24 protein-coding genes, 1 tRNA gene, 1 rRNA gene and 1 pseudogene are annotated in these 25,897 nt (G+C 60.4%); 17 read left to right on the top strand and 10 right to left on the bottom strand.

Going from position 1 to position 25,897, the window contains the following annotated elements; all coding sequences use genetic code 11:
- Positions 1–361: 361 nt before the first annotated feature.
- Positions 362–438, top strand: a tRNA-Met gene (locus EC919_RS05115).
- A gap of 147 nt (positions 439–585) precedes the next feature.
- Here the strand turns inward: EC919_RS05115 and EC919_RS05110 are convergent.
- Genes EC919_RS05110 through EC919_RS05090 form a run of 5 tightly spaced genes read right to left on the bottom strand, consistent with a single transcriptional unit; the run spans position 586 to position 5,305 of the window.
- Complete coding sequence (locus tag EC919_RS05110; RefSeq protein WP_133771862.1) at positions 586–2,604, bottom strand: LTA synthase family protein; 2,019 nt, start codon at positions 2,602–2,604, stop codon at positions 586–588.
- The gene (locus EC919_RS05105; protein WP_133771860.1) at positions 2,604–3,203 is read right to left on the bottom strand and encodes a hypothetical protein; all 600 of its coding nucleotides are present in this window, start codon (positions 3,201–3,203) and stop codon (positions 2,604–2,606) included. Before EC919_RS05105 ends, EC919_RS05110 begins: the two co-directional genes overlap by 1 nt.
- Positions 3,203–4,471 carry a sialidase family protein gene (locus tag EC919_RS05100; RefSeq protein ID WP_133771858.1) on the bottom strand — a complete coding sequence of 423 codons (1,269 nt, stop codon included), beginning with the start codon at positions 4,469–4,471 and terminating at the stop codon, positions 3,203–3,205. The genes EC919_RS05105 and EC919_RS05100 overlap by 1 nt, the downstream gene beginning before the upstream one ends.
- A 10-nt stretch (positions 4,472–4,481) precedes the next feature.
- On the bottom strand, positions 4,482–5,039 hold the full coding sequence (locus EC919_RS05095; RefSeq protein ID WP_133771856.1) for a cytochrome b/b6 domain-containing protein: 558 nt from the start codon (positions 5,037–5,039) through the stop codon (positions 4,482–4,484).
- Positions 5,039–5,305 (bottom strand): PepSY domain-containing protein, encoded by a 267-nt coding sequence (locus EC919_RS05090; protein ID WP_133771854.1) that lies wholly within the window; start codon positions 5,303–5,305, stop codon positions 5,039–5,041. Before EC919_RS05090 ends, EC919_RS05095 begins: the two co-directional genes overlap by 1 nt.
- A 149-nt stretch (positions 5,306–5,454) precedes the next feature.
- On the opposite strand from EC919_RS05090, the gene EC919_RS05085 reads away from it, so the two are divergent.
- The 4 genes from EC919_RS05085 (at position 5,455) to EC919_RS05070 (ending at position 10,376) form a co-directional block, all read left to right on the top strand.
- On the top strand, positions 5,455–6,117 hold the full coding sequence (locus EC919_RS05085; RefSeq protein ID WP_133771846.1) for a response regulator: 663 nt from the start codon (positions 5,455–5,457) through the stop codon (positions 6,115–6,117).
- Positions 6,114–7,493, top strand: a complete 1,380-nt coding sequence (locus EC919_RS05080; protein WP_133771844.1) for a sensor histidine kinase — start codon at positions 6,114–6,116, stop codon at positions 7,491–7,493. Before EC919_RS05085 ends, EC919_RS05080 begins: the two co-directional genes overlap by 4 nt.
- Before the next feature lie 456 nt (positions 7,494–7,949).
- Positions 7,950–8,654, top strand: a complete 705-nt coding sequence (locus EC919_RS05075; protein ID WP_133771843.1) for a hypothetical protein — start codon at positions 7,950–7,952, stop codon at positions 8,652–8,654.
- 141 nt (positions 8,655–8,795) lie between these two features.
- Complete coding sequence (locus EC919_RS05070) at positions 8,796–10,376, top strand: aldehyde dehydrogenase (NADP(+)) (RefSeq protein WP_133771841.1); 1,581 nt, start codon at positions 8,796–8,798, stop codon at positions 10,374–10,376.
- 83 nt (positions 10,377–10,459) lie between these two features.
- Here EC919_RS05070 and EC919_RS05065 read toward each other — a convergent pair whose 3' ends face one another.
- Positions 10,460–11,068: a flavin reductase family protein gene (locus EC919_RS05065; RefSeq protein WP_133771839.1), complete on the bottom strand. Its 609-nt coding sequence runs from the start codon at positions 11,066–11,068 to the stop codon at positions 10,460–10,462.
- A 182-nt stretch (positions 11,069–11,250) separates the two neighbouring features.
- Here EC919_RS05065 and EC919_RS27080 point away from each other — a divergent pair, with 182 nt between their 5' ends.
- From EC919_RS27080 to EC919_RS05035, 8 genes and pseudogenes are all read left to right on the top strand, one after another.
- Complete coding sequence (locus EC919_RS27080; protein WP_166650490.1) at positions 11,251–11,388, top strand: hypothetical protein; 138 nt, start codon at positions 11,251–11,253, stop codon at positions 11,386–11,388.
- Entirely contained in the window at positions 11,385–12,137 is a 753-nt protein-coding gene (gene aztA / locus EC919_RS05060) for a zinc ABC transporter ATP-binding protein AztA (RefSeq protein ID WP_133771837.1), read from the top strand. Before EC919_RS27080 ends, aztA begins: the two co-directional genes overlap by 4 nt.
- On the top strand, positions 12,134–13,003 hold the full coding sequence (locus EC919_RS05055) for a metal ABC transporter permease (RefSeq protein WP_133771835.1): 870 nt from the start codon (positions 12,134–12,136) through the stop codon (positions 13,001–13,003). Before aztA ends, EC919_RS05055 begins: the two co-directional genes overlap by 4 nt.
- A gap of 27 nt (positions 13,004–13,030) precedes the next feature.
- Positions 13,031–13,918, top strand: coding sequence for a metal ABC transporter substrate-binding protein (locus EC919_RS05050; protein ID WP_133771833.1), 888 nt, complete (start codon positions 13,031–13,033; stop codon positions 13,916–13,918).
- Positions 13,919–14,046: 128 nt separating this feature from the next.
- A complete protein-coding gene (locus tag EC919_RS05045; RefSeq protein WP_133771831.1) occupies positions 14,047–14,697 on the top strand; it encodes an HD domain-containing protein in 651 nt (216 codons plus the stop codon).
- Positions 14,698–14,823: 126 nt separating this feature from the next.
- A pseudogene (locus EC919_RS27770) lies at positions 14,824–15,654 on the top strand (MCP four helix bundle domain-containing protein); the annotation flags it as partial.
- Positions 15,649–16,512, top strand: coding sequence for a methyl-accepting chemotaxis protein (locus tag EC919_RS27765; RefSeq protein WP_432213797.1), 864 nt, complete (start codon positions 15,649–15,651; stop codon positions 16,510–16,512). The pseudogene EC919_RS27770 and the gene EC919_RS27765, both read left to right, overlap by 6 nt.
- A 119-nt stretch (positions 16,513–16,631) precedes the next feature.
- Complete coding sequence (locus EC919_RS05035; protein WP_133771827.1) at positions 16,632–17,798, top strand: hypothetical protein; 1,167 nt, start codon at positions 16,632–16,634, stop codon at positions 17,796–17,798.
- A gap of 127 nt (positions 17,799–17,925) precedes the next feature.
- Here EC919_RS05035 and can read toward each other — a convergent pair whose 3' ends face one another.
- Positions 17,926–18,567 carry a carbonate dehydratase gene (can, locus tag EC919_RS05030; RefSeq protein ID WP_133771825.1) on the bottom strand — a complete coding sequence of 214 codons (642 nt, stop codon included), beginning with the start codon at positions 18,565–18,567 and terminating at the stop codon, positions 17,926–17,928.
- Between the two features lie 161 nt (positions 18,568–18,728).
- Between can and EC919_RS05025 the strand changes: the two genes are divergently transcribed.
- Positions 18,729–19,142: a serine kinase/phosphatase gene (locus EC919_RS05025; protein ID WP_133771823.1), complete on the top strand. Its 414-nt coding sequence runs from the start codon at positions 18,729–18,731 to the stop codon at positions 19,140–19,142.
- Positions 19,143–19,198: 56 nt separating this feature from the next.
- On the opposite strand, the gene rimI is transcribed toward EC919_RS05025, so the two are convergent.
- Complete coding sequence (rimI, locus tag EC919_RS05020) at positions 19,199–19,651, bottom strand: ribosomal protein S18-alanine N-acetyltransferase (protein WP_133771821.1); 453 nt, start codon at positions 19,649–19,651, stop codon at positions 19,199–19,201.
- On the bottom strand, positions 19,644–20,450 hold the full coding sequence (locus EC919_RS05015; protein ID WP_133771819.1) for an energy transducer TonB: 807 nt from the start codon (positions 20,448–20,450) through the stop codon (positions 19,644–19,646). The genes rimI and EC919_RS05015 overlap by 8 nt, the downstream gene beginning before the upstream one ends.
- Positions 20,451–20,594: 144 nt before the next feature.
- Here EC919_RS05015 and mksB point away from each other — a divergent pair, with 144 nt between their 5' ends.
- From mksB to mksF, 3 genes are read left to right on the top strand one after another with little or no spacing between them, the layout of a single operon-like run.
- On the top strand, positions 20,595–21,872 hold the full coding sequence (mksB, locus tag EC919_RS05010) for an Mks condensin complex protein MksB (protein WP_133772577.1): 1,278 nt from the start codon (positions 20,595–20,597) through the stop codon (positions 21,870–21,872).
- Positions 21,862–22,569 carry an Mks condensin complex protein MksE gene (mksE, locus tag EC919_RS05005; protein WP_133771817.1) on the top strand — a complete coding sequence of 236 codons (708 nt, stop codon included), beginning with the start codon at positions 21,862–21,864 and terminating at the stop codon, positions 22,567–22,569. Before mksB ends, mksE begins: the two co-directional genes overlap by 11 nt.
- Entirely contained in the window at positions 22,566–25,400 is a 2,835-nt protein-coding gene (gene mksF / locus EC919_RS05000; protein ID WP_133771815.1) for an Mks condensin complex protein MksF, read from the top strand. The genes mksE and mksF overlap by 4 nt, the downstream gene beginning before the upstream one ends.
- Before the next feature lie 165 nt (positions 25,401–25,565).
- Here the strand turns inward: mksF and rrf are convergent.
- Positions 25,566–25,681: ribosomal RNA gene (gene rrf / locus EC919_RS04995) — 5S ribosomal RNA — on the bottom strand.
- Between the last annotated feature and the right edge of the window lie 216 nt (positions 25,682–25,897).

The following is a 25,897-nucleotide window of genomic DNA, read 5'->3' as shown; positions in this document are numbered from 1 at the left end:
GGCAAAATGCCATGTCTGTGTTTTGAAAACGATAACCGTCCATCTTTTGAGCAAGTGGCGCATGTGGGCTTATCGAGATCTGCCGCCGCTTCCGTCTATAACGGCAGCGATGCGGCAGGCATAAGCAAGAACTGGACCGATAGCACGAAGCCATCAAACTGGGCATGAGTCCGAGGACGGTGCACGCGGCGTGCGCGAAAGTGGGGCAAAAGCACTCAGCGTAGGGAGTGAAACTGTCACCGACGTGCAGGGATGAGGAATGGTTGGAGAGTGGGGAGGCTAACCGATTGATCGTGTGGATAAATTTTTTGAAAGAGACGCTTGACACATATTCGATCTGAGCGAATAATGCGCGCCACTTGGCTACATAGCTCAGTTGGTTAGAGCATAGCATTCATAATGCTGGGGTCCGGGGTTCAAGTCCCTGTGTAGCCACCAAGTACCTCAACAAAGCCCGCCTTGTGCGGGCTTTGTTGTTTCTGGCTTTTCTCCTCTCTCCGCCCCACCCTTCCCGCAAGACCAAGAACGCCACCCATTGCCTGGACTGGATAGGGCTCTCAGTCATCCGGCTTGAAAACCGGAGCATCAGGGAATATTGCGATAGAGCATCAGCCGAGCCGTTTCATGCAGCCCCCGGGTCAGCCCACTCAAGCGACGAAACTCCTCAGGGTGTTGCGCGGCCACATCATCACGCGGCGTGGGCGATGCCAGATCATGTAGGGTCGGCGAACTGCCGTCGTGCTGCATCTGCAGCAGGAAGTCCTGGGTAACACCGCCGATGATCGGGAACATGCCCTCGCGCAGTACCAGCGGCACCACACGTTCGCCCTCTGGTGCCGGCTGCTGGATATCCCGGCCCATTGCGCCATTGCTGAAGGGCATGCCCGCCATGCCGGCCACCGTAGGCAGCAAGTCCACAAGACCGACGGCCTCCTCGATGACCCGAGGTTGCAGGCCGGGTGCATGGATCAGCAGCGGCACGTTGTTGCTTTCCAGGCCCAGTTGTTCGAAAGCCGGGGCCATGTGCGGGATCTGGCTGATGCGCGTGTTGTGGTCTCCGAAGAACACAAAAATGCTGTTGTCGTAATAGCCGCCCGCCTTGGCAATTTCCATGAGGCGCCCGATGTTGTAATCAAGCAGGCGCACGGCGTTGTATTGCTCGACGCTGCGCGAGCCAGCGGCCTGGACTTGCTCCAGCGTCACCTCTTTGGCCTGGAAGCCGTCGTTTTGCGTGGGAATGGTGAACGGCCGATGGTTGCCCGAGGTTTGCAGATAGGCGAAGAATGGCTGGTCCTTGGGCACACCGCGCAGCAGTTGATCACCTTCCTTGAACAGGTCCAGGTCGGAGACGCCCCACACATCCACTCGGGGCGAACGCCAGTGGCTTTCATCATAAAGCTGCACGCCGTTGATGCTCTGGCGGATCAGCGCGTTGATGTTCGCCCAGCCGGCGTTGCCACCGATCATGTAGAACTTCTGGTACCCCTCGAACGCGTTGATCAACGTGTGCTGCCGCGTGACCAGCGGGTTGCGCGTAGCCGTATCCTGGCGGGTCACGTCCGGCACGCCAGTGATGCTGGCCCATACGGTTTTGGCCGTCCCTGTGACGGGCACATAGAAATGCTTGAAGAACCAGCTTTGTGCGGCCAGTTTGTCCAGGTTCGGCGTGGGATTGAGCGGGTTGCCGTAGGCCCCGACGGCACTGGTGCCGAGGGATTCGAGCATCACGAAGATCACGTTCGGCGGACGCTCGCCGGCCAGGCGATAAGGCTGCACACCTTGTTTACGGATGAAATCCAGTGCCTGCGCGTCGGGTTGCTCAACCCCCAGATAAGCGGCGACTTGCGGGTAGTGCTTGCGCACGCTGGGCTCATCGAATTGCAATTGGCCGATCTTGAGCGTGTCGTACAGATACAGCACCGGATTCAAGCCCACGGCGGCCACTTGGCTGTTACCGGAAATGAACGCATCACTCCAGCGCAGGGGCACCGGGTTTTCCAGATTGAGATGGGCGACGCGGCCGAGCAAAGCCAACAGCACCGCGACAACCCCCAGGACCGAGGCCGAGGCCAGTGCCCACTTGGTGATGGACGCTGGGGAGCGATGCAGGGTGACTCGCTCCAGGCAAAACAGCGCCCACACCCAAAGCGCCACGATCGCCAGCCAGCCTGCGGTTATCCACAGCACCGGGTAGGTTTCCCACACCATCTGCTGTGAAATCTGCGCGTCCTGCAGGTAGCGCAGCACCGTCGCATTGATGCGCACACCCAGGTAGGCGTAGTGGCCGAAGTCGATGACGTAGACCAGGCCGACCACGGCCAGCGCGATGGCCAGATAAACGCGCGCCAGCCAGCGCAGGGCCGGTACCGTAGTGAGGTTCCAGCGTGGCAACCATGCGAGCACTGTCAGCGGCAGCAATAGCAACACAGCCAGGCGCAAGTCGAAACGCAGGCCGACACCCAAGGTTTCCAGCAGCCTTGGGGTGTCTAACCGCAGGCCGGAAAAACCCAGCACGAACACCAGCCGCAACGCCGCCAGCAACGCAAATACCAATCCGATCGCGCCCACGCCGTAGCGCAGGCGGCGTGATTGCAACGCCCCCATCATTGACCTCTGTGCCATTTCATAAGGAGGGGCCAGGTGCTACTGATCAACAGCCCCGCACCGGCGATCAGGCAATAACCGGTCAACAGCGGGTCGACCAGATAATCCCAGTAGTTTTCCGAAGCCTTGAGCCGCAAGGCGAACGCCAATGTGCCTATCGCCAGCATCCACACTGCCAGCGCATTGCGCAGCCACAGCATCAACAGCGCAATTGCGGCCAATAGCACAATCATCGGCCGAGGGTTGAAGCCCCAGCGGTAGGGGTCGAAATACGTCAGGCCCAGCGTGGCCGGGTACAGCACCAGGCCGAGCAGGCCAAATAGCAACACTATCTGCACGTGGTGCTGACGGCTGCCGGGCAAAACCAGCCCCAACCGGCACAACCCTGCCCACGTCATTAGCACCAAAGTGCTGATGGCCAGATCATCGGTAAAACTGCGCACATACGCCGCCAACGGCAGCTCATTGACCGGAATAAAACTCACCGCCACCAGCGCCGGCAGCAGCCACGGTCGTATGGGCGCGGTAAACCGCAGCGCGCATAGGGCCACAAACCCCAGCAGCACGAAACTCAAATGGGCCTGCCACAGGGAAAACATCAGAGGCGCTCCGCCAGCCAGGCTTCGTTGAAGCTGACATGTTTGATAAAGGTGTTATTCCACGAGTACACCAAGTGGTACATACCGTCCGGGCTACGGCTGAAGTACGGGTATTCGTATTCGAAATCGCAGCCCGCCGGTTTGCACACTCGGTAATCCAGACTGCTGAGAAAGCGCTCCGCCAATGGCAGGCGTTTAGCGCCGCTCGATGCACGGAAACCCTCACCGATGATCTCCTTGTAGGCCTCGGGGGCGAACGGTTGACCAAGCGGATCCGGCGACTCGTCCAGTTGCACCACCGTGCGCCAGTGATTGAGCTGAGCGTCGGTGCCGTACAGGCTGAGTTTGAAGCGCCCGTCCTGCAGGTCGTTGAGGGCCACCAGCAGACCATCGTCCACCGTGCCCACCGCCGCCAGTGACGAATTGGGGTTGGCTGGCTCCAAAGGGTATGGTTCGCTCCAGGTTTGCCCAGCGTCTTCGGTGCGGCTAGCCAGCACGCGGTGATGGGTGTCGCCGGCATAACGCAACATCGCCACAGCGCGCTTACCATCAAGCGGCACGATAGTCGGTTGCAGTGAGTTCTTGCCCCGACTGATGCGGAATTTGTCGATCACTGCGCCGTCGACGCTCAGGTACAGGTATTCGGCAAACTTACCCATAAATTCGTGGTACACGGGCAAACCAATTGAGCCGTCGGCATGAAACACCGGCGCGGCGCGCACCAGGGTGCTGATATTGAAAAACGGCGATGTCACCAGCTGTCTCGGTGCCGACCAACTGGCGCCAAGGTCGTTCGAAACCATCAGGTTGATCGCACTGGCGGCCCACCCGCCCACCGACACCGATACATAAAACATCCACAGGCGTTGATCCGGCCCCATCGCAATCACCGGGTTGCCCAGTTTGCGAATGTAGCGCCGGGTGCCGTCGCGGGTGCTTTCGCGCGTGGCCAGCACCTGCTCGCCGCCCCACTCACCGCTGCGCGCATCAAAGCGTGCGGTACGCACCTGCACATCAGCCGCGCCTTCACGGGAGCCAGCGAACCACACCGCCATCAAATCGCCGTTGGGCAGAGCGGTGACGGACGAAGAATGCACAAAGTCGGTGAGTTGAGTGGACACGAACCGGCTGCTGTACTGCGCCGGTGTCGCCATCTGAGAGGTATTCGGGGTGGCTTGGGCAAACGGCGCCAGCACATGGGACGGGTGGCTTTGCCATGCAGCGAAAAACACTGCCAGCAGGCTGCAAATCAATAGGGCGGAGCGCATAGGGGACCTGTCAGATTGAGGATGACTGCACGCGCTTATCCGGCAGGCGCTTCCTGCGACCGGTGAGCATGGATAACGGCAGGTTGTCCCGCACTTGGATACTTTCAAACACCGCCGCCAGTACATGCACGCAGACCAGGCCCAACAGCACATTGGCAGCGGTTTCGTGGACTTGCAGCGGCCAGTCGGAGCCCCACAGCGCGTCGACTTCCTGCATCAGGAAGCCGCTGATGCCGATGCACAGCAGCGCCAGCAACATCAACAGCATCACCAGCGCGCCAATGGGCGAATGGCCCAGGCGATGTTGCGGCCGGCCATTCAGCAGAGAGCGCAGGTGAGTTTTTAGACGTTGTGGTGTGGGCCAAAAATCCACCCAACGCGCACTGCGCGGCCCCACGAAACCCCATACTGCACGCACCAGCAGCCAGGCCATGGCGTAGTAACCCAGCCAGACATGCCAGCCCTCGCCCGCTTCGTTAAAGAAGTAATTGGCGATGAAGACCCCTGCGATAGACAGATGAAACAGCCTTACCAGCGGGTCCCACAGGCGCAGGGATTTCTCTGGCATCAGCCTTTGATCTCAGTCTTCACGGCTTTGCCGGTGACCGGGTCGTGGTAGATCTCGACTTTGCGCTTATCCTTGTCAAAGCCGTAGATCTCGTAGCAGTTGCCATCGGTAACCTTGAACTTGCTGATCTCGTAGCCTTGGGCCTTAAGCTTGTCCTGGAAGTCTTTTTCGTCTTGCCACTGCGAACGCTCGGCAGTGGTGCATTGCGGGCCGGCGACGGCCAGGGGGCTAGCAATGATCAGGGACAGCAGCAGAATTTTGCGCATGGAAAATTTCTCGGCAGATGCGGGAAACGGCACAGTGCAAAACCAACCTTAAAGCAACCTTAGTTGGCAACGAGCCGTAACATCTTTGCTGAAATAGCCCCGGCCAGAACCCGGCATGATGCCGCCGATTCCTTACAGAGATTTTTGCCATGCGCCTACTCCTCGTCGAAGATGATCGAGCTCTCGGCCAGGGGATTCGCGTGGCGTTGGGCACCGAGGGCTACACGCTGGACTGGCTGCAGGACGGCATCGCGGCCCTGCACGCCCTGCGCACCGAGAGCTTCGACTTGTTGCTGCTCGACCTTGGCCTGCCACGCCTGGACGGCCTTGACCTGTTGCAGCAACTGCGCGCCGAACAGCACGACGTGCCGGTGCTCATCCTCACCGCCCGCGACGGCACCGCCGAACGCATCGCCGGGCTAGACGCCGGCGCCGACGACTACCTGGTCAAACCCTTTGATGTCGAGGAGCTCAAGGCTCGCGTGCGTGCCCTGTTGCGCCGGAGTCAGGGTCGCGCGCAACCCGTGCTCGAACACGCTGGCATCAGCCTCGATCCGGCCAATCAGCAAGTGCGATTCCTCCATGAGGACATCACCGTTACCCCCATGGAATACCAGTTGCTGCACCAACTAATGGTGCGCCCCGGCAAAGTGGTGACACGCGAACGCCTGTCCCGCGCCCTGTACGGCTGGCAGGACCGCGTCGAAAGCAACACATTGGAAGTGTTGATTCATAACCTGCGCAAAAAGTTATCCACCGAGCTGATCCGCACAGTGCGCGGCGTTGGCTATGTACTGGTGCTTAAGCCATGAATTCCGTACGCGCACGTATTCTCGCCCCGGTACTGATGCTGATTCTGCTCGGCGACGCGTTGATCAGTTGGCTGGTGCTGGGTGACAGCCACCACGAAATCGAGGAAGTCTACGACGCCCAACTCGCCCAAAGCGCACGCCTGCTGCAAGGCGTGTTGCGCCAGGGCGACGCTGGCGAAGCGGATTGGAACCGCTTGTACCAAGCGTTTGACCAAGCCATGAGCCGAGTGGGTGAAGGAGGCGTGGCGCACCCTTACGAAACCCGCCTGACTTTCCAGGTGTGGCGCAATGACGGTCAGTTGCTGGTACGTTCCGCCGAAGCGCCAGTGTTGGCCGCACCGCCAGCTACCTTCGGCTTCCACGACCTCATGGACAACGGCAACGACTGGTGCGCCTTCCTCCTTGCCGACCCGCAACAGGGCCTGCTCATCTGGGTAGGCGAGCGCGACGATATTCGCCAGGACCTGATTCAACGCATCATGCGCCACACCCTCTGGCCCACACTGATCGGGGTGCCACTGCTCACCGTGTTGATCTGGCTGGTGATCGGCTGGGGCCTCAAACCCCTGCGCGTCATGGCCCGCAAAATCCGCGGGCGGACCGCCGAGACCTTGCAACCGCTGCACCTCAAGCCACTGCCCACCGATCTTGAACCGATGCAAACCGCCCTGAACCGTCTGTTGATCCAGGTGGATGATGTATTGGAGCGCGAACGCCGCTTCATTGCCGACGCCGCCCACGAACTGCGCACGCCCTTGGCCATACTGCGTATCCACGCGCAAAACGCCCAAAGTGCTGCAACAGCCGAACAACGGCGTGAAGCGTTGGACTTCCTGGTCAACGGGGTCGATCGCGCCACCCGCATCGGTAGCCAACTGCTAACCATGGCCCGCATCGAACCGCAACTGAACACCCCCAAGCGCAGCCGCGTGCAGCTCACCGAACTGGTACGTGAAGAGTTGGCCGAATTGACGCCCCTGGCCATCGAAAAAGGCGTGGAACTGGTGCTGGAAGGGGACGAAGAGTGTTGGGTAGAAACCGAGCCGGCTGCGTTAGCCATTGCACTGCAGAACCTGGTGACCAATGCCCTCAACTTTTCTTCTCCAGGGAGCGAGGTCACTGTGGTGGTGCGAAAGGACGAAGGGGGCATGGCCTGCTTGAGGGTTGAAGACACCGGGCCGGGAATCGATGAAGGGGAACTTGCAAGACTGTTTGAGCGATTTTATAGCAGAGGCAATGCCAATGGCGCGGGCTTGGGATTAGCCATCGTACAGATGGTGACTCGCAAAATTGGCGGCACCTTACAAATCTATAATCTGGCAAGAGGCGGCATATGTGCAGAACTCATCCTGAGCCAGACCCATAGCGAGCTTTAACTCTGCCCTCCCTGCCGAGCGGTCGGAGCCGACAAAAGCCGCCTTGTGCGGGCTTTGTTGTTTCTGGCGTCCTGCGCCTAAAGCGGGATCCCAATACGCCGATAGCCCTGTACTGCATCTCGCAGTGCACGGAGGCAATATGAAAAAGATCGCTATCGCTGGACTGGTCGCTCTGCTTTCAATCGTTTCACTTTCCGCGTCGGCGTGCCCGAAAGGGACGCATCCAACGGGCGGGACGGGCTCGCACCATAAAGGTGGCACCTGCGTGTAAGACCAGCCCGGCAATTGCCGGGCTTTTTGATGTTGTCGTCTGCGCTCGCCCAGCGCCAATCGCCCTGTGGTCCGGACGCAAGCGGCAATCCGTGACAACCGCGCCCTCGTCCAATAGATTACGCCCCTCGAAACGCTCCGAGCTTTTCGCGCCTCAACCCCAGTTAACGAAGCAGTGGATGTTCAATGTCTGATTCCCATACCGATCCGGCGGCAAACGCCGTGTCGTCGAAGCAAGCCTACGAAGAAGCCATCAACCTTTCACAACATGTGCCACAGGCCAAAACCATCAGCGAGATGGTGCTCGACGCCTTCCAGAGCGCCAAGGAAAGCGACCAGATTCGCGATCTGCGCCTGGCGATACGCGCCGCCCATGACCGATTCGATGACGACCAGGCCTACGAGCTGATGGGTCAGCTCAAACAGCTCAAGGACGCCGAAGCCGCCGACATGGCCGCCCTTGAGGACTTGAGCGCGAAGTTTCCGATCAGCCGGATTCTCTCCAGCTACAAGGACGACTCAAGTTTTCAAGAGCTCGTCTACAGCCTGGCGTTGAAGGTACTGAACCAGACGCATCAAGCGGTCAGCAACCCGAGCGGCGGCAAGAGCAAAGCGGCGCGGCCGAAGAAGGATGCCGAGGTTTTCGTCATCAGCAAGGACGGCGCCAGCGTCACCCTGCCCCTGCGCACGCCACGCTCGAAAGCCAACGCTGACCGCGAAGCCTATGAATTCCTCGGGTTCTCGTTCGTCGGTGAAGGCGATGAGGCCGAGCTGCAGAGCGAGGTGTTCGTGGACAAGGACGGCAACCAGCAGCCCGCCACGCGCAAGAACATTGTCAGCGCGATCCAGCAGCAGACGGCGTTTGAAGGGTTCAGCGCCGTTCAGCAATAAGCTGCAGCACTAAGCGCGGCCATAAGCTCAAAAGCAAGCTCAACACCCGGACCAGTGGCGATCGCAGCGCCATGATGTAACCTCAGGGGCTGGCCACAGCGGTGCCAATTGACGGTCGCCGCCCTCGAGAGGTGTTGAGCAATGCAGATTCTTGGTGAAACCATCATCGGACAACGCACTGTGCGGGGTCAGGCCGGGGAGGTGTTTGCGCTCGCCGCCGCCACGGGTGAACCCCTGACACCGTCGTTTGGCGCCAGCACGGCGGATGACGTCAATGCTGCGTGCGAACTGGCCGAAGCGTCATTCGACCGCTACCGGCAATTGAGTGACGACCAACGCGCCAGCTTCCTTGAAGCCATCGCCCAAGGCCTACTGGATCTGGGCGATGTCCTCATCGAGCGTGTCCATCTCGAAAGCGGCCTGCCCAAGGCGCGCCTTGAAGGCGAGCGGATGCGTACGGTCAATCAGCTGAAACTGTTTGCCAGTCTGCTGCGTGATGGACGCTGGCACGGCGCTGTGGTCGATACTGCAATGCCGGAGCGCCAGCCCCTGCCGCGCGCCGACCTGCGTCTGCGGCGCATCGGTCTTGGGCCGGTGGCGGTGTTCGGCGCGAGCAACTTCCCCCTCGCCTTTTCGGTCGCCGGCGGCGACACCGCTTCAGCGCTGGCGGCCGGCTGCCCGGTCATCGTCAAGGCACACCCCGCTCACTTGGGCACCAGCGAACTGGTGGGACGCGTGATTCAGAAAGCGGCGCGCGACACAGGCATGCCGGAAGGCGTTTTCTCATTGCTGATCGATAAGGACATTGCCGTCGGCCAGGCGCTGGTGAGTCACCCATTGATTCAGGCGGTAGGCTTCACTGGCTCCCGCCGTGGCGGTCTGGCCCTAGTGTCGGCGGCTCAAGCGCGGCCGGTGCCAATCCCGGTCTATGCCGAGATGAGCAGCATCAATCCGGTGTTCCTGCTGCCCGCTGCTTTGCTGGCACGCGCCGAAACCATCGCCAAGGGTTTTGTCGAATCGCTGGTCATGGGCGCCGGGCAGTTCTGCACCAACCCGGGCATCCTGCTGGCACTGGAAAGCGACGCGCTGGAAACCTTCGTGTCGGCCTCAGCCAAAGCGCTGTCCGACAAGCTGCCAACCACCATGCTGACGCCGAACATACACGGCGCTTACTGCAACGGTCTGAATAATCTGCACACTGCGCGAGGCGTGACGCTGGTGGCGCAAGGTCAGGAGGCCGAAGGCTCATTCCAGGCCCGCCCGGCCTTCTTCCGCACCGACTCGGCCACCTTCCTGGCTAATCCTGCGCTGGAGGACGAAAACTTCGGGCCAAGCGCGCTGCTCATCGTCTGCACCGACGTCGCCGATCTGCAGAAGGTCGCTGCCAGCTTCGATGGTCAACTGACCGTGACGCTGCAATTCGACGACGGCGACGAAGCGACCGCCCAGGCGCTGCTGCCAATCCTGGAGCGCAAGGCGGGACGGATTCTGTTCAACGACTTCCCCACCGGCGTCGAAGTGAGTTATTCGATGGTACATGGCGGGCCCTTCCCGGCGACCTCCGACAGCCGCAGCACCTCGGTGGGCGCCACCGCTATCGACCGCTTCCTGCGCCCTGTTTGTTATCAGAACGTGCCAGACTCGCTGCTGCCCCCCGCGTTGAAAGTCAGCAATCCGTTGAAGACCTGGCGTCTGGTCAACGGCGAGTTGTCGAAGGACTGAACTGTATCCACGTCCAGCCACTGAAACCTGTTTCACCGCGCCCCGTCCAGCATGGGGCGCGGCCCTGTCCAGCCCGGCTTGGGTCAGTCAGCGGATCGCTGCAGCACCTTGCCATCTACGCCATCGCCGATCACCAGAAAATGCCCGCCCGCCACATGGTGAAGGGTGCGCAGCGCGTCATGCCCCTCGAAATGCCAGTGCCCTTCGGAAAACACGCGCTCATCCGCCCACGCTGCGACCACTTCGCCGATGAACAGATCATGCGCGCTCTGATTGTGCGGCTCGGGAATCAAACGGCACTCCAGCCAGCCCGCACAGCCTTCCAGTAACGGCGCTTCAACGTGGGAGCCCGCGAAGGTCTCCAGCCCATACGCTTTGAATTTATCCAGGCCCTGCTCTTGGGAGATGTCCAGCCCTGAGGTCGAGCCGACTGTTTCGACGATATCGATCTGGCTGAGGGTCGGCACGTTGATCACGAACGTCCCGGAGCCTTCGAGCAACTGCCGCGTCCACACCGACTTATCCAGCACCACAGTCACTTTCGGCGGCTGGAAGTCCAGCGGCATCGCCCACGCCGCCGCCATGATATTGCGTTGACCGTCGTGGGCAGCGCTGATCAAGACAGTCGGGCCGTGGTTAAGCAGGCGATAGCATTTGGCGAGGGGTACCGGACGCCGGTGAGAAGCGGTCATGGAAATCATCCTGGCAAAGAGAAAAGTGATCGAAAACTACAGGGTTTATCGCCCCGGGGAAACGCCACCCTCAACAGCATGCTGCAAACTGTCGCGTCCCTGAACTTCACCCAAATCACGCTTTGCAGATCATGTCAAAGGTGATGTAATACTATAACAAAGTATTTCAGGCAGCCCCTTTTGTGAAACGCGATTCCCGGCTCTCTCCCTCCCTTGCAACGTCCGCACTGGCCCAATCGGCCGGCAAGCGCGTGCTGATTTCCCTCGCCGTGCTGGTCTTGCTGTGGATCGGCGTTGCCTGGGCGGTGGCGATTCCATGAGCGCTGCCATCGACCTCCACGACCTGACACTGACCTACGAGCGCCGGCCAGCGGTGCATCACGCGAACGGCCGATTCGCGGCGGGCAGCCTGACGGCGATCGTCGGCCCCAACGGTGCCGGTAAATCCACGCTGATCAAAGCCATCGCCGGCACGCTCAAACCCGCCGTTGGGCGCGTCGAGCGCAACCAGTTGGCGACGCGACACATCGGTTATCTGCCGCAAGCCGCGGAAATCGACCGCAGCTTTCCGCTCAGCGTGGCCGACACCGTGATGATGGGCGCCTGGCGCAGCATCGGCGCATTCAGGGGCGCTACGCGACAACATGCGCAACAGGCCCAGGAGGCGCTGGAGGCCGTGGGCCTGGCAGGATTCGAGCAACGCAGTATCAGTTCGCTGTCGTCGGGTCAGTTTCAGCGCGTGCTGTTCGCCCGGCTTTTATTGCAGGACGCTTCGGTGATTTTGCTCGACGAGCCCTTCACCGCCATCGACGCGCGCACCACGCGGGACTTGCTGCAGTTGATCCGCACCTGGCATGGCCAGGGCCGCACCGTCATTGCGGTGCTGCATGACATCGAGCAAGTGCGTCAGCATTTTCCGAGCACGCTGTTGCTGGCCCGGGAAATCATCGCCTGGGGCGACACCGCCGACATCCTCAACGAAGACAACCTGCGCCGCGCCAAGAACATGGCCGAGCACTGGAACCCTGACGCACAGCCGTGCGACGCCGATGCGGAGCAAACGCTGTGACGCTCTATAGCCTGCTGATCCAGCCCTTCGTTGATTTCGGTTTTATGCGCCGCGCCCTGGTGGCGTGCCTGGCGCTGGGCATCGGCTCCGGCCCGGTCGGCGTGCTGCTGATGCTGCGGCGCATGAGTCTGGTGGGCGACGCCATGAGTCATGCGGTGTTGCCGGGTGCCGCCGTGGGGTTTCTGTTTGCCGGGTTGTCATTGCCGGCCATGGGCTTTGGCGGCCTGATCGCAGGTCTCGCGGTGGCGTTGTTATCAGGGTTGGTGAGCCGTTACACAACACTGCGCGAAGACGCCAGCTTCGCCAGTTTTTACCTGACATCGCTGGCCGCCGGCGTGCTGATCGTCTCCCTGCACGGTTCAAACGTTGACCTGCTTCACGTGCTGTTCGGCACCATTCTGGCGATCGACGATCAGGCGATTTTCATGGTCGGCGGCATCGCTTCATTCACCTTGATTCTGCTGGCGCTGATCTACCGCCCGTTGATCCTCGAATGCTTCGACCCGGGTTTCCTGCGCGCGGTGGGCGGTCGCGGTTCGCTGTATCACGTGCTGTTTCTGCTGCTGGTGGTGCTCAATCTGGTGGCGGGGTTTCAGGCGCTGGGCACGCTGATGGCCGTCGGCATGATGATGCTGCCCGCCACGGTCGCGCGGTTCTGGGCACGTTCGCTCACCGGCATGATCGTGATTTCGACCGCCGTGGCGACGCTCTCGGGCTTCATCGGCCTGATCGTCTCCTACCATGCCAGCGTCGCTTCGGGCCCGGCCATCGTGCTCACCGCCAGCGCCTTCTACGGGTTCTCACTGTTCTTTGGACGCAGCGGTTTTGTACGCCGGCTGTTCCCGAGGGTTCATCTGTCCGGCTGATCGTCCTCTTACCGCAAGGAAACCACCATGAAACGTTTCACGCTTCTGACCGCCGCGCTGGCGTTGTCGGGCCTGGCCAACTTCGCCCATGCAAAAACCCTGGAGACCGTCGCATCCTTCACCGTCATCGCCGACATGGTGCACAACGTTGGCGGTGATCACGTGCACGTGACCTCGCTCATCGGGCCCAACGGCGACCCCCACGTCTACGAGCCCACCCCCAATGACGCCCAGGCGCTGAAAAAAGCCGACGTAGTATTTGTCAGCGGCTTGCATCTGGAGGGCTGGCTGGATCGGCTGATTACCGCCTCCGGCTACAAAGGCCAGCCCGTCGTGCTGTCTGACGGGATCATGACCCGCAGCATGGAAGAAGATGGCAAGAAGATCACCGACCCCCATGCCTGGAACAGCGCGGTAAACGGCGTCGTTTACGTCAGAAACATCATCAAGGCGCTGCAGAAAGCTGACCCGGACAATGCCGCCGATTACAAAGCCAACGGTGAGAAATACATCGCCCAACTGCAGGACATGGACGCCTACGCACGCGCGCAGATCAGCACCATCCCGGTCGCACAGCGCAAAGTGCTGACGTCCCACGACGCCTTCGGCTATTTCGGCGATGCCTATGGTGTGACCTTTCTCTCGCCGCTGGGCTTTTCCACTGAAACCGAAGCCTCGGCAGCTGACGTCGGCAAGCTGATCAATCAGATCAAGCAGGAGCATGTCGGCGCCTACTTCTTCGAAAACTCTGGCGACCCGCGCCTGGTGCAGCAGATCGCCAAAGCCAGCGGCGCGCACCCGGGCGGCGAGCTGTATGTGGAATCGCTGTCACCCGCAGACGGCCCGGCGGCGACCTACGTGGCGATGTTTCGCTACAACGTGGACAAGCTGACAGCGGCCATGAAAGGCCAGTGAGTTAATGCGCGACGACTGAACTGACCTCTGCCGTGCAACGTGCGTGGCAGTGATCAGCGAACCGGGAGCGCTGACGCGAGTCAATCTGTATGCTGGCGCACCGTTCGCCGACATCGACAGGATGATCCATGACCGCCCTCTCCTTCGCGCCCTTTCAGTCCCTCGCCGACCTGCTGATTCCCCACACCGTGGCGGAGAGGCTCGACGGTTCCCACGACGTTTCCCACCTGCACCGGGTCTGGAGCAACGTCTGCGCCATTCGAGACATCGAAGGCGGCGATCATCAAATCCTGCTCGCCGCCACCCTGCTCCACGACTGCGTTTCGGTGGAAAAGAACTCGCCCTTTCGCTCAAGTGCCTCGCGTCTGGCGGCGGCAAAAGCGACCGAGCTGCTTGCAGAAATGGGCTGGGACGAAGAGCGCACTCAGGCCGTCGCCCACGCCATCGAGTCCCACAGCTATTCCGCCGACATCACACCTACCTCGCTGGAAGCGAAGATCTTGCAGGACGCCGACCGCCTCGACGCCCTTGGCATGGTCGGCGTGGCGCGGCTGTTCTACGTGTCGGGGCGCATGGGCAGCCACCTCTACGACCCGGCCGACCCGCAGGCGCAACAGCGCAACCTGGACGACAAACGCTTCGCCGTCGATCACTTCAAAACCAAGATCTTCACCCTGGCGCAAGGGTTTCAAACGGCCGCAGGCCGCCACATGGCGCAGGTCAGGCATGCACGGGCGGAGCGGTTCTTGTTGGAGTTTATGGAGGAGATTGGGGCGTGAAATGTCCAGGTTCACGCTGATCCCTTTCAGCAAATAGGGTAATCGCAACAATTCCGAAACATCTCCAGCAATGTCACAAAGACATCACGGAACACCTCTATAACCATCTCTCCGGTGTTTTCGTCGATGGGATGGGTGGCAGTGAAAAGGTTATTGCGTCGTGCGGTCCGTCCTTCTTCCAGGCCTGCTTTCCTGCGTCGTTTCAGGATTACCCAAAGGTTGGTGCTGTGCTTCGGCGTGACTGCGCTGTTGCTGGTGGCGCTTGGGGTCTTCTGCCTGTTGCAGATGCAGAGCATCCGCGATCAGGGGGAGGCGGTTGAGAGCGGGTCGCTGCCCAGTATTGCCATGGCGGACGCGATCGCCATCGACCTGATCAAGTTGCGCGGCGAGAGCGCGCGGCTGATCGCCAATGCCGACGACCCCGGTGCTGTGGTAACCAGCAAGATCAACGTCGAGCAGCTGAAGAACGAGGTCGAAAAAGGCTTCGTCGACTATCTCGCCCACGCCACCGACAGCACCGAGCGGGACTCCATCAAGGCGCTTCAAGACGCCTATGGCGCCTTCATGCCGGGGCTGCACGACGAAATCGCTTTGATCGAACAACGCAAACTCGACGACGCGCGCATGCTGCTCAACACTACGCTGAGCCTGCAGGGTGACCTGATGGACATGCAGGTGCAGTTACTGCGCGAGCTGAACAAGCAAAGTGCGGCGGGCACCGTCGACGCCGCCGGCGCGCGCTTCCAGCAGACCCGAATCATCGCCGTCAGCGCCATCATGGCGGCGCTGGTGCTCACGTTGTTGCTGGCATGGCGATTGAGCCTGAGCATCATTCGCCCCCTGCGTCAGTCGCTGCACATCGCCAGCACCATTGCCCAGGGTGATCTGAGCCCACAGCCGATTCCGGAAGGTAAGGACGAAACGGCGCAATTGCTGAAAACCCTGGGCCTGATGCGCGCCAATCTTCACGGCACGATCGATCAGATTTACGCCGCGGCGGGCCAGTTGAGCCAGTCGGTTCACGAAATGGGCGCGATTGCAGAGGCCAGCGCCAAGAACCTGCAACTGCAGAACGATGAGATCGAGCAGGCGGCGGTTGCGGTGAACCAGATGAGTCAGGCTGCCGTGGAAGTTGCCGACAACGCCAGCAGCACGTCCAGCGAATCGAAGGCGTCCAACGAAGCCGCTGCTGAAGGGCGTCTGCGCCTGACCGGCACCATCGATTCGATCAAGGAGCTGACCGACAACGTCCTGGATTCTTCTCACCAGGCCGACGGCTTGGCCGAGCGCACGCTGAGCATCAGCAAGATTCTCGAAGTGATCCGCGCGATCGCCAACCAGACCAACCTGCTCGCACTGAATGCCGCCATCGAAGCCGCACGGGCTGGCGAAGCGGGCCGCGGGTTCGCCGTGGTGGCCGATGAGGTGCGTTCCCTCGCCCAACGCACCAGCGCGTCGACCACCGAGATCGAAACCCTGATCAACGATGTACAGAAAAGCACTCAGGACACCGCGCAAACCCTACGCGTCACCGCTGCCCAGGCCAATCTCACCCTGGAGCAGGCCGCTGCCACCGGTCACGCACTGACCGTCATCATCAGCGCAACCTCGACCATCAGCGACCGGAACATGCTGATCGCCAGCGCCGCCGAACAACAGGCTCAAGTGGCTAGCGAAGTCGATCGCAACCTGAGCAGCATTCGCGATCTGTCGACGCAATCGGCGTCAGGCGCTCAGCAAACCACGGTGGCGAGCAATGCGCTGTCGATGCTGGCAACCGACCTGAATACGATGGTTCAGCGGTTCGTGCTTTAACGCGCGCGCCATTAAAAATGGCCCGCAGCCATCATTGCCCATTCCAAGCCATGTCCAAGTGTTTCATCATCGAAACACCACCCACGCAGAGGGGTGTCAACGCCAACAAGGACATGAGCATGGAAAAAACAGCTGCATTGAGCATCGCACTGGCCGCATTGACGCTGAGCCTCAGCGCTCAGGCCGACGTCAACGTCAAACTGGGGAGTAAGGAGCGCGTCACACACTTGTTTGCCTACCCGAACAACTGCAATGTCATCTGCTTCCGAAACTGGACGCTGGAACAGACCGTCGAGCATTACCTCACGCAAAGTGTGCAGCGTGACGGCTATGGCGCGGCCAGGGTCGCGGTGCATAACGACAATGATGTGATCTACGCCGACATCACCGGCGTGCCGGACGGCTACGACAAACCACTCTCGGCGCTGCTCGACGCCGGCGACCTGGCCTACGCCGGCGCGAGCAAACTCAACGCCGATAACAAATTCGCCTACAACTGGTATCTGTTTCTGCCGTTAGGCATGGCACTGGAGAACCGCAAAAGCGTCGAGCTGCTGCATTTCCCGCCGGACTACTCGCTGACGCAAGCCCAGGACTATCTTTTCTCGGCCACTACCGACCGCTGGTCCGAGCTGCTGACCGATAACGGCATCCCCAAGGAGCAGACGCCGGCCTATCAAACCATCATCGACATCGCGCCTATTGCTGCGCCCTCCAACGCCGGCAAGGACCTCGAAAACGTCTACAGCTACTTCACCGATTACCAGACGAACATGGTCAAGCAGCTGACGCAAAGCGCGGCGGGCACACCGTTGCCAATGGTCGCGTTTGGCGCGCCGGTGCGTGCGTGGCTCAAGCAGCAATACAACGTGACGGTTCCGGTATTGGGCCTGGCGAGCATCAGCCCGACCACCGGCCAAAGCGTCGCCGTGCTGGGCTCCAATCACCCGAGCTATATCTGGAATGCGGCGGACAAGAGCAACTACGGCGGGGACGAAGCCAAGGCGGATGAAGCCGGTTTGAAAGTCATGGGCCAGGACCTGAGCGCGGCGTGCTGGCAAGCCGGCATGGGCCAGAAACCGACTACCGATGCAGCCGCGCTGTTGAATCAATGCACCACCAACTGGCAGGTGACCAACAAAGTGGAGACCTGCCAGTTGTTCTTTACAACGGTGCGCAAGTTGACGCCGGATCAGGCAGCAGCGAAATGCCGGACAGGCGAAGTGTCGCGGCAGATCAAGCAGCTGCAGAAGCCGCTGCCGGAAATGAAGCAGACCAAGCTGTAAGGCCTCGGCCTGTGTAGGAGCGCGCTTGCCCGCGAACACGCTTTGCCAGATGCCGCTGTGATATCTGGAAGAATGCATTCGCGGGCAAGCGCGCTCCTACAATTTGATGGACGCTTGCCCTACCCGATCACTCGCCCAGCGGACGCAGCCGATACTGTGGCGGCAATTGCTCCGGACCGCTGATGGTGGCGTTCAGACTCTTCCAGCGTCCATCCTTGATGCCGTAGATGCAGCCGTGTACCGACAACTTCTGCCCGCGATGCCAGGCATTTTGCACAATGCTGGTGTGGCCAACGTTGGCGACCTGCTGAATCACATTCAGCTCGCACAACCGGTCGACCTGTTCTTCCTCAGTTGGCAGCTTAGCCAGCAGCTCACGGTTTTCGTAATACAGGTCGCGAATGGTGCGCAGCCAGCCGTCGATCAGGCCGAACTGTCGATCCTGCATCGAAGCGCGCACGCCGCCACAGCCGTAGTGATCGGTGACGAGGATGTGTTTGACCTTCAGCACGTCGACCGCGTACTGAATCACCGACAGGCAATTGAGATCGGTGTGCAGCACGACGTTGGCCACGTTGCGGTGCACGAACAGATCGCCCGGCAGCATGCCGACGATTTCATTGGCGGGGACACGGGCGTCTGAACAACCGATCCAGAGGAATTCCGGCGTCTGCTGGCGCGCCAGCTTGGCAAAGAACTCGGGGTCTTCTTCCTTGATGGCGGCAGCCCAACGTTCGTTGTTGTCGATCAAGTCTTGTAGTTCGTTCATGCGTTGATGCCTCGGAAATGATGCTCAGCTATGACTGGGGCTCGGCACTTCAGGTCACGCGCGGTGGTCGACCGATCGGCAACGACCAATCAGGAAGCAGATGGAATCTTCGCCATGTCGTCCGGTCCACCCATTAGGACCGACATTATTGAGGATTTGCCATGAACGATTCACGCCGTCCCTTCGATGCCACTCAACCTGAGCCCATCGATGACAACGAAGACCGCATGGGATCTATGGAAGAGCTCAACTTCAACGACAACAATGAGCCGAGCGGGCGCATTGGCGACATCATTCCTGAAGATGAGCTGGACACATTGATCCCTGATGAACGCGTACGTGAAGCCGGGCTGACGGGTGCATCGACCGACGATCACAACCCGACCGACGACGACATGAGCCCGGAAACATTGATCCGGGAGGACGGCGCGCGCTCGCCCCGTGAAGCCGGCGAAGGTGGCCCGGCTGACCAGGCTCTGAGCGTCGTCGATGAGGATGATATCGGCGCGGGTGATGGTCTGGATGAGGAAGAAATGGCCATCCTTGATCCGCTGGATGGCAAGCCCGGCGTCTGACCAGCGGCTTCAGCTTCGTGGGAGCGAACCTGGTTCGCCCCACAATGCCGGCTGGATTATTCGAACAGCGTGCAGGCCATGACGATTGCGTCTTCGCGCCCACCCACTGCCGGATAGTAATCCCGACGTCGGCCTATTTCATTGAAACCATAGCGCTCATACAAACGGTAGGCTGACCGGTTGCTGTCTCGCAGCTCGAGAAAACATTCCCGGCCATTGATCTCGTAGGCACGCTTCATTAGTTGTTCCAGCAGCATCAGCCCCAAGCCACGGCCCTGACTCTCCGGTTTAACGGTGATGTTAAGCAAGTGCGCCTCATCGATGATCACGTTGATCACACCGTGCCCCACCTGCTGAGTGCCTTCGAACATCAGCCACACTTCGTATGACTTCAGCGCATCGATGAAAATGCCCCGTGTCCAGGGATGACTGAATGCGGCGTACTCAATCTTCAGCACGGCATCCAGATCAGCTTCAGTCATGCGGCGAAACGTTACTGCGTCATTCATCTACGATCTTCCAACGGCCCATCAACTGACGCATGGAGCGCCATACTTCGGCCTTACGCTGCGGCTCGTCCATCAACAGTTCCAGACCCGGCAGCGCCCAGGCTAACCCCAGGCCATCGACCTGGAGCTCAAGATTGTAGGATTCGGCGTCAGTTTCAGCCGCAAACCGCAGCGCCGGAAGTCCGATGAGCCACAGACAGGTGCAAGGTTGTTCTTCGACGCGTGCGTACAGAAAACCCTGCACGAAATCCCTCGCCGCTTCCGGACCTTGATCCATTTGCCCGCGCACCAGCAGCGGCCAGCGGACAGGCTCGCCGATAATCTGCGGGCTGTCCGGCAGGCCAGCGGCACGCAGCATGTCTTTGAGCAACAGATAGGAAGGGTCGCGGCTCTGAAACGGCTCGCCGGTCACAAGCTCCACCAACAATAGGCAACTCCCGGCGCGCAGCAGTTGCAAGGCAAACCGTGGCGGCGGCGCAACCGGCGCTTTCACCACGGCCGGTGCGGCCTCTTCTTCCTGCACAGCCTTTGGCTTGGGCGCGCTGGATGGGCGAGGTATATCGATCTTCGGGCGCTCAACTGTACGCGCAACGGGCGTGGGAGCGGCGGGTGGCGACTCGCGGTCCGGCGCGCGTGGCACATCCGCCTGAATAACCGGCGCGGGCGCATCCACTACCTGCGGCACGGGCGCAAGCAGCTCGGGACGCGACGGCGCGGCGAAAGGCAATTCAGTGCGCGGCAGCCAGCTGACCACCTGCATAGCGGTCAGATAAGCGCGACGACGAGGCTCGTTGAGCAAAGGTCAGCTACCTGTGGATAAAGTCAGGCGGGAGATTCTACAGGCCTTCACCGCTTCCCGCCGCTGTTGATCGACTGAGGGTGAAAAACGAGCCCGGCGATGCAGTACAATCGCCGCTTTTATTTGCCAGTCAGCGACCATCCAATGATCGAACCTAAGCGCGTCCTGCGCGCCCTTGCCGAACACTGGGCGCTTCTCGAGCCACTCTGCGAGCACTTCGACCAGGGCACTTTGAGCCTCAGCGAACTGCGCTTGCAGCTGGCGGCCCAGCAACTGGAGAGCACACCCCAGGACATCACCACTCTGCTGGACGTCTGGATTCGGCTCGACATTCTGGTGCCAGTGGCGAAAAGTCCGAACCGTTTCGAGCTGAACGCGCAGATCCATGATTTCCTGTCTTACCTGCGCCGCGAGCATCGGCTGGGCCTGTGCCTGGAAATCGAAGCGTACCTGCGCCACCTCGAACGGCTGGCCGGCTACATACAGGAAGCCTTCGACGCCCGCGACGCCAATGACCTGGCGCGGCAACTGCGCCTGCTGGATATGCGCGTGCGCGACGTCCTGAAGAAGCTCGCCAATGACGAGCAGGCACTGGTGGCCGTGGCCGAACGCGCCAAGACCAGTGATCGACAGATTCCGCTGCGTCAGCGTTACGCGGAAGTACTGGCGACCTGGGATGAATACGTCGAGCCGATGATCCAGCTGGTGAACGCCGATGGCGCTTTCGAACAGGGCGTACGCAAGGTAGAGAATGTGCTGCTGCGCATGCTCACCGATCAGCAACGTCTCGGCCATCTGGTCGACGACGACATGCTCCTGCGCACCCACGCGCGCATCCTCGAAATGCAGACCAGCGCGCAACTGACCTTGCGTCATGCCCGCGAGCTGCTGCTGCCGCTGCGCGAGGAGGCCCGTCGCCACAATGCCGTGACCCGCGGCGCTGCACTCGCGTTGTCGGCGATCCGTCGAAGAGGCCTCGACGCCGTGCCACAAGCGGCGATGCCGATGTTCACTCGTCCGCAAAGCACGTTTCTCGGCAGTGCCAATCAGGTTGAAGCCTACGTGTATGCACTGGCGCGTTTCGAGCCCAAGCCCGCGCGCTTCCCCAAGGCCAATGTCACTCGCAAGGGCGAGCCGCCTCGCGCGCCACGTACGGTCAGAGAGATGGTCGAGCGTTGCGAAGACGCCCTGCCGATGCCGGATCTGATGGTCTGGCTTTTGGAACAGGAGCCCACCGGCGCGACCGACGAATTGCTGTACTGGTTTTCCCGCCTGTCGCGGGACAAACGCTTCAAGCGCGAGCGTCTTGAGCGCCGCGAATACCTGACCCAGGAGCACCGCGTCAGCCTGCGCTCCTTCGCCCTGCTCTCGAGCAAAGACGCCACCCCAGAGAATTCCGAGGGCACCGCCCATGCATCTTGATCTATCCGAAATGACCCAGCTGGCGCCGATCTTCCGCGAGCTGTTCAAGGGCTACCACGTCAGCCGCCGCGACCCCGAGCTGTACGCACAACTGTCCAATCTGCAGGACCAGTACCGCGGTCTGTTCAAAGCATTGGGCTATGAGCTGGTCTGCGACACCCGTGGCTTCTACTACTTCGTGCCTGATCTCGCAGCCGCGCAGGTCAACAAGACAGCACAACGTCTGGCGCTGTTCACGTTCATCCTCGTCGAGCACTTGGCCGACCAGGGCCGCGACCCTGTCGCCGTGCTCGATGGCGGCAGCCTGGGCCGTGACGAATTGCCCTCGCTGCTGGAAAAGTACCGCGATCTGTTCCTGCAAGCTGAAGTCCAGACCCAGGAAGAGCTGGAAGAAAAAATCATGCGCCGCATGACCCAGCTGGGGTTCGCCGCCGAGGAAGTCGGCATCTATCGCTTCCTGCCGCCCATGCATCGCTTCCTTGACGTCTGCCTGTCCGTACAGCAAGACCGTGATCTGGCGGCCAGCCTGCATAGCGCCCTGCCATTGCCGGCCCCGGTACTGATCGACGACGACAGCGACGAGCGACTGCTGGAAACCGACGACCCGCTGGACCTTACCGAATTCGATGAATCCGCAGAAACCGAAGAGCAAGCGCTAGCCCGGGCGATCGCTGAAGAACAGGAGCATGACGCATGAGCCAGGAACGCTACGGCATACGCCGCTTTGCGCTGCTGAACACAGCCGGTTACAGCCTGGGGCTGTTTCCACTGGAGCATCCGCTGTCGGTCTACGGCGCGAACAACCTGGGCAAGAGCGCGTCGATCAACGCTTTGCAGTTCCCGATTCTGGCGCGCATGTCGGACATGAGCTTCGGCAAATACAGCCTTGACCAGTCGCGACGCTTCTACTTCGCTTCCGACACCAGCTACATCCTCGTCGAAGTCTCCCTGCCCCACGGCCCGCACGTCATCGGCGTGGTCGGCCGTGGCCCGGGCGGCGGTTTCGGTCACCAGTTTTTTGCCTATGCCGGCAAGCTGGACCTGGCTCACTACCAGAAGGACGACACCTGCCTGCGCCAGAAGGAGCTGTTTGCCAACCTGGAAAGCCAGGGCCTGAAAGCCTACGAGCTCAAGCCTGATGAACTGCGTCGTTTGCTGGTCGGTGGTCATACTTCGATTCCGCTGGACCTGACGCTGATTCCTCTGCGCTCGACCAGTGAACAGAGCCTGAAGACCTTCCGCGCGCTGTTCATCAACTTGCTGCACATGCGCGAGATCACCGCTGCCAAATTGAAGCAGCTGTTTCTCGACGCCTTTGAGCACAGCCTGCGTTCCGGCAGCGTCGATTACATAGCAGCATGCGAAGAAGCGTTCCGCGACGTACGACGCATGGAGCAGGACTACAACGCTCTGGTGCTTGCAGGCCCGCTGGTCGAAGCGTTGGCCAATGGCGTGAAACAGCGCGACATCCTGCGCGGCAAGCTGCATCGCCTGTCGCCATTGCTCGACTCGTTGCTGGGCACATGGCAGGACTATTCCAATGCGCGCAAAGAAGAGCTGGTCATTCAGAGCGAGCACTACCGTAACGAACAGGATTCGCTGCAGAGCGACCAGCGTGGCGGCACTCAAGAATTGATGCGCCTGGAGCGTGAGATCAGCAACATCCAGCGCTGGATCGGCGAGCTGGCAGTCCTGAAGAACCGCTTTGCGCTGGTCGACGACGTTAAAGTCCTGGAACAACAGTTACTGGCTGCAAAAGACGCTCACGATGAACTGGCCGGTGCTCTCGCGCAGTCGCGTCAGTTCAGCGCCGAGGATCTGGATGAGCGGCTGCGCGATCTGGAAAAACGTCTGAAGTCAGTGAAACAACAGCTCGATCATGCGGACAACAACAGCTATGCCCGCCTCCGTGAAGAATTCTCGCAGCCTGATGTAGAACGTCTGATGCGCCTGTTTAACAGCGCGCTGTTCAGTTTGCCACTGGGTGAGCAAGGCATCGCGCTGGATGATGGCGATGCGTGGGTGAAGTCGCTCGAAGCGATTCTCGATGGTTTCAAGGGCGAGCGCTTCGAAGTGCCCGGCCTGACTGTCAATCTGTCGAACATCGAGCCCCCAGCCCTGCAAGCGCTGGCCGATCGCGCCGCGCTGCGCGATCAGAAAGAGCGCCTGGAGAAGGAGCTCAAGCAACTGAAGACTCAACAAGCCGTCGCGGCCGACCGTGCGGCCAGCAAAACCCAGACCGAGGCTTTGTACCAGCAGGTACTGGATGCTCAGAAGGCGCTCGAAGACTTCCGCCGCGCTCAGACATTGAGCGCTGAAGAGGGCGAGAAGCTTGAACAGTTGGCCCAGATGGAAGCAGCGCAAGACGAGCTCAAACGCTCCAGTGATGCTTTTACCGAGCGCGTTCAACAGCTGTCAGCCAAGCTACAGCTGGTCGGTCGTCAGATCGGCGATCTCGAATCCAAGCAACGCACGCTGGATGACGCACTGCGTCGTCGTCAGTTGCTCCCGACCGACCTGCCCTTTGGTACGCCGTTCATGGAGCCGGTTGATGACTCGCTGGAAAACTTGCTGCCGCTGCTCAATGATTATCAGGACAGTTGGCAGGGTCTGCTGCGCTGCGATGGTCAGATCGAAGCACTGTACGCACAGGTTCGCCTGAAAGGCGTTGCGAAGTTCGACAGCGAAGACGACATGGAGCGGCGTCTGCAGTTGCTGATCAACGCTTATGCTCACCGCACTGATGAAGCGCTTACCTTGGGCAAAGCGCGGCGTGCGGCCGTGACCGACATCGCGCGGACGCTACGCAACATCCGCAGCGACTACGACAGCCTTGAGCACCAACTGGCATTGTTTAACCGTGAGATCAACCGCCGGCAGGTTTCCAACCTGGAAAGCTTCCGCATTGTGCTCGCGCCGAACAAGGAAGCGCTTAAGCACATCGACCAGATCATCCACAGCGCCGGTCAGTACGAAGAGGGCGAGACACTGTCGGTGTTCGATCTGAGCCAGAGCTCCGAGCAGGACAACAAGAACGAGGAAGCCAAGGAGTATCTGGCACGCCTGGTGGCGGCTAATCACAACCAGCTCGGTCTAAAAGACCTGTTCGAACTTGCGTTCGAGATCACCAAGGTCAACAGCCAGCCGGTTATCCACACCGACATCGATGGGGCGGCCTCCAACGGGACGACCATGACCATCAAGGCCCTGACCAACATGTATCTCTTGCTGCACCTTATGGATCGCGAGCAGGCCGGACGGATTCGTCTGCCCTACTACCTCGACGAAGCCGCTGACATTGATGAAAGGAACCAGGCAGCGTTGCTGGAAACTAGCCTGCAGTTGGGTTTTGTACCGATTCTGGCGAGCGTTAAGCCTCAAGTGTCGGCACATGTGGCCATTGACCTGGAAGGCGGCAGTGGGCCTGCGGGGATCTATATCGACGAGGCGGACTGGAAGTACATTCAGCGTCGTGATGAGGCCGCTCCGGTAAAAGCGACCCAAGCAGTTGAAACGCTTAGCGAGTAAGCAGTGCGCTTGGTAGTAGAAAGCCCTGCAGTGATGCGGGGCTTTTTTGTGGGCGCTGATTGGTGGCTCACTATAGTTGGCAGCGGGCTGTTGGCAGGTTCAAGACTTTTTCGCACGCAAAAACAAAACCCCATCTGCTTTCGCAGATGGGGTTTTGGAATTTAATCTTGACGATGACCTACTCTCACATGGGGAAACCCCACACTACCATCGGCGATGCATCGTTTCACTGCTGAGTTCGGGATGGGATCAGGTGGTTCCAATGCTCTATGGTCGTCAAGAAATTCGGGTACTGACTCGTTCTCTCGAACGCTTCAGCAAATCGGGTATGTGATCAAGGTGTCATTTGTGTGTTCGCAAACTTTCGTCTTCATGCGTCTTCACACACCGCAACCTGCCAATTTTCTGCAGATTGCTTGGGTGTTATATGGTCAAGCCTCACGGGCAATTAGTATTGGTTAGCTCAACGCCTCACAGCGCTTACACACCCAACCTAT

It is taken from the genome of Pseudomonas graminis (assembly GCF_004364335.1).
Classification (GTDB): domain Bacteria; phylum Pseudomonadota; class Gammaproteobacteria; order Pseudomonadales; family Pseudomonadaceae; genus Aquipseudomonas; species Aquipseudomonas graminis_D.
Note: the sequence above shows the minus strand (reverse complement) of the source record. Positions and strands in the feature narration are given on the sequence as shown.